The 5,528-nt window shown below is 41.6% G+C and carries 5 protein-coding genes; 1 reads left to right on the top strand and 4 read right to left on the bottom strand.

What is annotated here, in order from left to right:
• From QAS77_RS10040 to QAS77_RS10025, 4 genes are all read right to left on the bottom strand, one after another.
• A partial coding sequence (locus tag QAS77_RS10040) for a type II secretion system F family protein (RefSeq protein WP_305065344.1) occupies positions 1-803 on the bottom strand: 803 nt, incomplete at its 3' end.
• Positions 803-2,482, bottom strand: a complete 1,680-nt coding sequence (locus tag QAS77_RS10035) for a type II/IV secretion system ATPase subunit (protein ID WP_305065343.1) — start codon at positions 2,480-2,482, stop codon at positions 803-805. The genes QAS77_RS10040 and QAS77_RS10035, both read right to left, overlap by 1 nt.
• A 126-nt stretch (positions 2,483-2,608) precedes the next feature.
• Positions 2,609-3,121: a type IV pilin N-terminal domain-containing protein gene (locus tag QAS77_RS10030; protein WP_305065342.1), complete on the bottom strand. Its 513-nt coding sequence runs from the start codon at positions 3,119-3,121 to the stop codon at positions 2,609-2,611.
• The gene (locus QAS77_RS10025) at positions 3,122-3,829 is read right to left on the bottom strand and encodes a type IV pilin N-terminal domain-containing protein (protein ID WP_305065340.1); all 708 of its coding nucleotides are present in this window, start codon (positions 3,827-3,829) and stop codon (positions 3,122-3,124) included.
• 279 nt (positions 3,830-4,108) lie between these two features.
• On the opposite strand from QAS77_RS10025, the gene QAS77_RS10020 reads away from it, so the two are divergent.
• Positions 4,109-5,528 (top strand): outer membrane protein assembly factor BamB family protein (locus QAS77_RS10020; protein WP_305065338.1); only part of this gene is annotated, 1,420 nt, incomplete at its 3' end.

Genomic DNA, 5,528 nt, shown 5'->3' with positions numbered 1-5,528 from the left:
ATGTAAAGGGCTTGAAACAGGTAAGGTGCTTGTTCCAGATTGAGCAAACCTATCGTCACAAGGGTGATCAGAAGAAAGATTGGAACCGCCACAAAGGCTACAACATAGACCTCTGAGATCAGTTCAAGAGTCTTCAGGAACATCTCCTGTGTCTTTCTTGCATGCTCAAAATACTGGGCTGTCTTAATTTCAAAATAATGATGTATATTGCTACCACCTTCCATCATCGGGATGAGATTATCCAAGAAGTCTTTAAAGACAGGTGAAGGACTTGCGATCGCAGTATTCTTGATCGCAGTCACAAGGTCCTTTCCCATCATGTCAACATCCCTGACAACATATGATGCCTCTGTTGCGATCTCACCATAGATATGAGGGTTCTTCATCAGTTCCTTGAATATCTCGTATATGGATGAGCCACCCTTGCTCATTCCGAAACAGAATGATGCGGCATAGGGAAGGACCATGTCGATCTTTGTTTTGCGTGAATTTGCTGTCAAAGCAGGATACATGAGATAAAGGCGGAAAACTGTAAACCCGATAACAAGAGGAACAATTCCCAGAACAAGGTCAGAAATAATGATCGATCGGTATGGTTCCAGAATGGAGAAATAGGGTGTTAAGAACATTAAGGGAGTGAAAAAGAAAAACACCGTGAGCAGGAGATATGTCTGAACTCCATAAACTACAGCTTTCTCGTAAAAAGTGGAATAGTGCATATCCATCCTTGCTGACCTGATGGACATCTGAAGATCAACATATTTTCCAGGATCTTTTCTCACATAACGACTGATGAAACTCATTATATCCCCTGTGAAACAAGCACTTCGTTTTCACATTCATCGATATCCAGAAGGTTATTGCCTGAAAGTATGGAATGCATGGGATGAGAGCCATCGCCATCCAGAAGCGACATTGTATCTACAGGGTTTTTGCAATATGCATTGATCCAGCGAACAACACTGTCATAGTCCCGAATACCATTTTCGATCAACTTTATCAGGAACTTGGCACGCGTTTGCATTATCCCTTCAACTTCTCCGGCACTCCAGCCCCTGCGTTTCCTGATATCCTCGAGTACACCAGAACCTGCAAAATCGAAATTGTCTGTCACAACGTCCCAATTAAAAGCATCTTTTGTATGAACACCCTTCCCTACACCCGTAACCTCTGCAACCACGGAGACCTTTCTTTTTTCAGTTCCATTTTCATAGGAATTGCTCAACATGCATATCACATCAAGAGCAGTGAACATTGCAGGAGGTACACTGATCGGTGGGTTCGTGAACCTGTTGATAACTTCTTTGGGCGTTCCGCCATGGAAGGTCGAACAGGTCGCATGACCGGCATTCATTGCCTGGAACAAAATCTCTGCCTCCCTGCCCCTCACTTCTCCGACAAGGAGATATTCCGGCCTTTGCCTGAGGGATGCACGGAGCAAGTCTTCCAGGTCGATGGTCGCAGCATCAGTGTTGGAAACACCATCCCTAGTAACAGTCGGGATCCAGTTCTCGTGAGGAAGCTGGATCTCACGCGTATCCTCTAACGTTACGATACGTATGTTCAGAGGAATGAACATACAGATAGCATTCAGAGCAGATGTTTTGCCCGTTGCAGTTCCACCACATAGCAATATGTTCTTGTGGTTCTCCATACAGAGCCAGAAATATGCCATCATTTCAGCTGAGAACGATTTCCATGCAATAAGGTCCAGAGGTGTAAGCGGGACCTTCTTCTGTCTGCGTATACTGAAAGAACTGCCCTTGGGGGTTATGTCATGACTATAGGTTATATTGATACGGGAGCCTTCTTTCATGACCGTATCAAGAATCGGGTTGGACTTGGACAGATGTCTTCCGCCCTGCTGTGCAATACGCATGACAAAGGAATCAAGTTCATCGTCCGTATCGAATACGATGTTCGTTGGCAAATCACCATATCCGGAATGATAAACATACATAGGAATGCCAACCCCATTGCACCATATATCTTCTACACTATGATCACGCATTATGGCACTGATCTTACCAAACTCTACAAAGTCACGTTTTACATAGTAGAATATCTTTTCGAACGATCTGGTATCAAGTTTTGAATATTCCGAAAGAATAGAGGATGTCTTTTCTCTCAAAAGTTCAGATCTGTCGACACTTTCGAACTCATCCATATTTTCGACACCCTTTAAGGTAAGAACGTCCTCGAGCATCATTATGACCTCTTCAAGGAGGGTCTTCTCAAACCTGTTGAGCTTCGGCTCGACCACGATATACTTGGTGTCACTGCGAATAGTGTCATACAGGATCGATACAAATGAATATGGTTCATCCACCCAGTACCTTTCGACCTCATCGAAACCTTCCGGTACAGTGAACGATACCAGATCTTCATTTAATAGATCGGGGTGATCAGAAACATTAGACCTTCCAGACAATATCCTCTTATGAAGACGAGGTAGCAATCCAAAATCGCATTTAGAGGACATATTCCCAAAATTTGGATTGGACGTGGAGAGGTAGTTTTTGATACTGGCAGTAATTTTCGTCATAATTAATTATCGATAAGATTTCGTTTGGTTTTACATCTAAAAATAAAAATGGAACCTAAATGATCAAGGCTTCATTACAATTTTTGCAGAGTATATTGCCATGTCTGTCTCACGATCCACGACCGTTATGGTGAAGGGGATACCAATCCCTATTAATTGACCAGCAACATTACCTGTTTCATAGCCAACCGCATTGTCATTAATAGGAAAACTTATCTTTGCTATCTTCCCCGGTCCCAATATATCTGGTTTATATTTAGCAGTGTTTATGGGATAAAAAGTAACATCGGTATTGTTCACATAACTTGACATTTTTGGACGACCTGAAGTAATTTCAAATTTCACAAAATCCTTATAAATTGGATCGCCGCCCAGGTGTTCAATGGTAATATTTCTTTCAGAGAACGATGCAGATGCTTTGAAAGTAGCTGATGGAATATCCTCTTTCGTACCGATACTTCCTGAAAAGGAACTAACTGCAGCAGCAAGAATAACTGTGACAACTATCATCAGCATAACACCAATAACAGGACTGACACCACTTTTATCTTTAAAAAGGGAGTTTAGATGAAACATTTAGATCACCCTGACCTCAGAATCAAAAATAACCTTCTGACTTGGATTATGAATTATTTTTACAGTAACATGATCACCACTTCGGACGCTATCCCAATCTGCGAACATTGCCTGCATCCCGGTTATGTAATGGCCGTCATTTTCAGGCTTTACCTCGAAGCCACCACTAGTCCTATACATCCACATCTCACCATCATTATCGTCCCAGATAGCTTTCTCATAGTTCGACCATTCATCGGCCATCATGCTTCTTCCTGGTTCAAGGATAAATTCTCCAAAGAAAGAATGCTCCTGTGTATCAAAAAATCCCCCCTGATTCCAAAAGGGGGCAGTACCAATGTAGTTGTAATCTTCAGAATGTACATGAGTGTTCACGACATTCGGATGCACTTCCATAACACCATTGTCGCCACGGGCATTGGGATTTATCGTGATAATGGAAATATCGCTGGTATCTATCGAATCACCTGAAACATGACGAATGGAGATATATGATGTGGTGATATCAGACCCCATATTTCCATCTATATCTTTTACGATCTCAACGCTGAAGACAGCAGAGGGAGCCTGTTCTGCCCCATCAAGTATCCCCTGTGAAGAAGAACTAACAGCAGCAGCAAGAACTACAGTAACTACTATCATAAGCATTACACCTATTACCGGGGACACAGCCCTGGAATCATTCACAAGTTTCATTTTTCTTTTCATTGCCAGACCACCATATTATGAGGTGAATAGTGTATAAGAGTATATAGAATAGAGTGTGTTACCATAAACATATATAAAGATTGGTATTTTTATAACAAACATGAACTATTTAGATAATGCAAAATTGAATAAAACTAAGAAGTATATGTTATCAAAATAATTAAAATTTGTATTTTGGATTACAAAATTATATTAAACAAAAAACAGATATGAGTTATAAGAAGCATAAATGATTTTAGATCGCTAAATAAATATTCTAAAAAACAAGCGGTGGTTGATATGAATACTAAAATATTTAAAAATGTATTGACGCTAACAATTGTATTGATATGCATAGTAACAGTGTCATCTAACGTACTGGCTACACCTACCATGGAAGATGAATGGCACCAATACCAGAAAGATGCACAACACATAGGATTCACAAATTCGGATGCCCCGGATACCAGTACAATATTATGGACAAGTGGCGAAATTGGAGCCATAAGTGGATCTTCACCGGCAATTGCAGAAGGCAAAGTTTATGTAAACTGTGGCGATACCGTAAAAATGCTTGATATGTACACTGGCACATATTTGGGAGATGCAGAAATATCTGGAAGTGGCGAAAGTGAATCTTGGGACAGTGGATCCTGGACTTCAGTTTCATATCATGACGGAAAGGTTTGGTGCGGCCACCCCAATGGGGTTAATGGTGGAACCACCATAGCTGATGGAAAATATTATCATGGGGACTTTGGAGAGGGAACTGGAGACTATGGAGGAAAATATTACTGTTATGATGAAAGCGATGATACCCAACTTTGGGTATTCCCAGTGATCGGACATGCACAAGGAACCCCCGCATATAGCGATAATAAAGTATATCTTACCGGATGTCTGTACATGGATAGCGGATATGTTCACTGTGTCGATGCAGATACCGGCTCTGAGATATGGAGCAGAACGTTTAATCGTGAGACAGATGGCACACCCACAATTGATGGTGACATCGTGTATGTTACAACTTATAATTGGGACGGTTATGGAGATATTATTGCACTGAATAAGAGTACTGGCCAGACGATCTGGTCTCAAACCATACAAAGAACAGATTCAGCACCCTCAATTGCCTATGGTAACGTCTACGTGGCCGGTGGATGTTACGGATATTCAGACCTTCAAACACAGTGTTTCAATGCTACTACAGGACAACTTGTTTGGAAAACAACCGAAAGTGGATCTGGAATTGGGGACTGGAGAACATCCCCGGTAGTTGCTGATGGAAAAGTATTCGTTGGACAACCCGATGATCCATACTCCTATGCAGGCCTCTATGCCCTTGATGCTTTTGATGGAAGTGAAGTGTGGTCACTTGCAAAGGGAGGTGCAAGCCCTGCAGTTTCAGATGGTATTGTCTTTACGGTCGGAAAATCCGGAAAAGTCTATGCATATGCTGAAACAGCACCAGACCTCGAAACATCAACCATTGTACAATCATATGTGTCTTCCGAACAATCAAATAATATAACTGTGCTGATCAAGAACAATGGTAACGTAGATGCAGATTCTTTTAAGATCATGATGTTAGTGGATGGGATCACGTTGGATACTAAGACAGTATCATCCCTGGCAAACGCCTCAAACACAGAGGTCACTTTTGAGTGGACACCTACAACCGAGGGAGAATGTGAATTACAGGTTGCCATTGACACACAGA

It is taken from the genome of Methanococcoides sp. (assembly GCF_030594565.1).
GTDB classification, from domain to species: domain Archaea; phylum Halobacteriota; class Methanosarcinia; order Methanosarcinales; family Methanosarcinaceae; genus Methanococcoides; species Methanococcoides seepicolus.
This window is presented reverse-complemented; position numbering and strand designations above follow the sequence as displayed.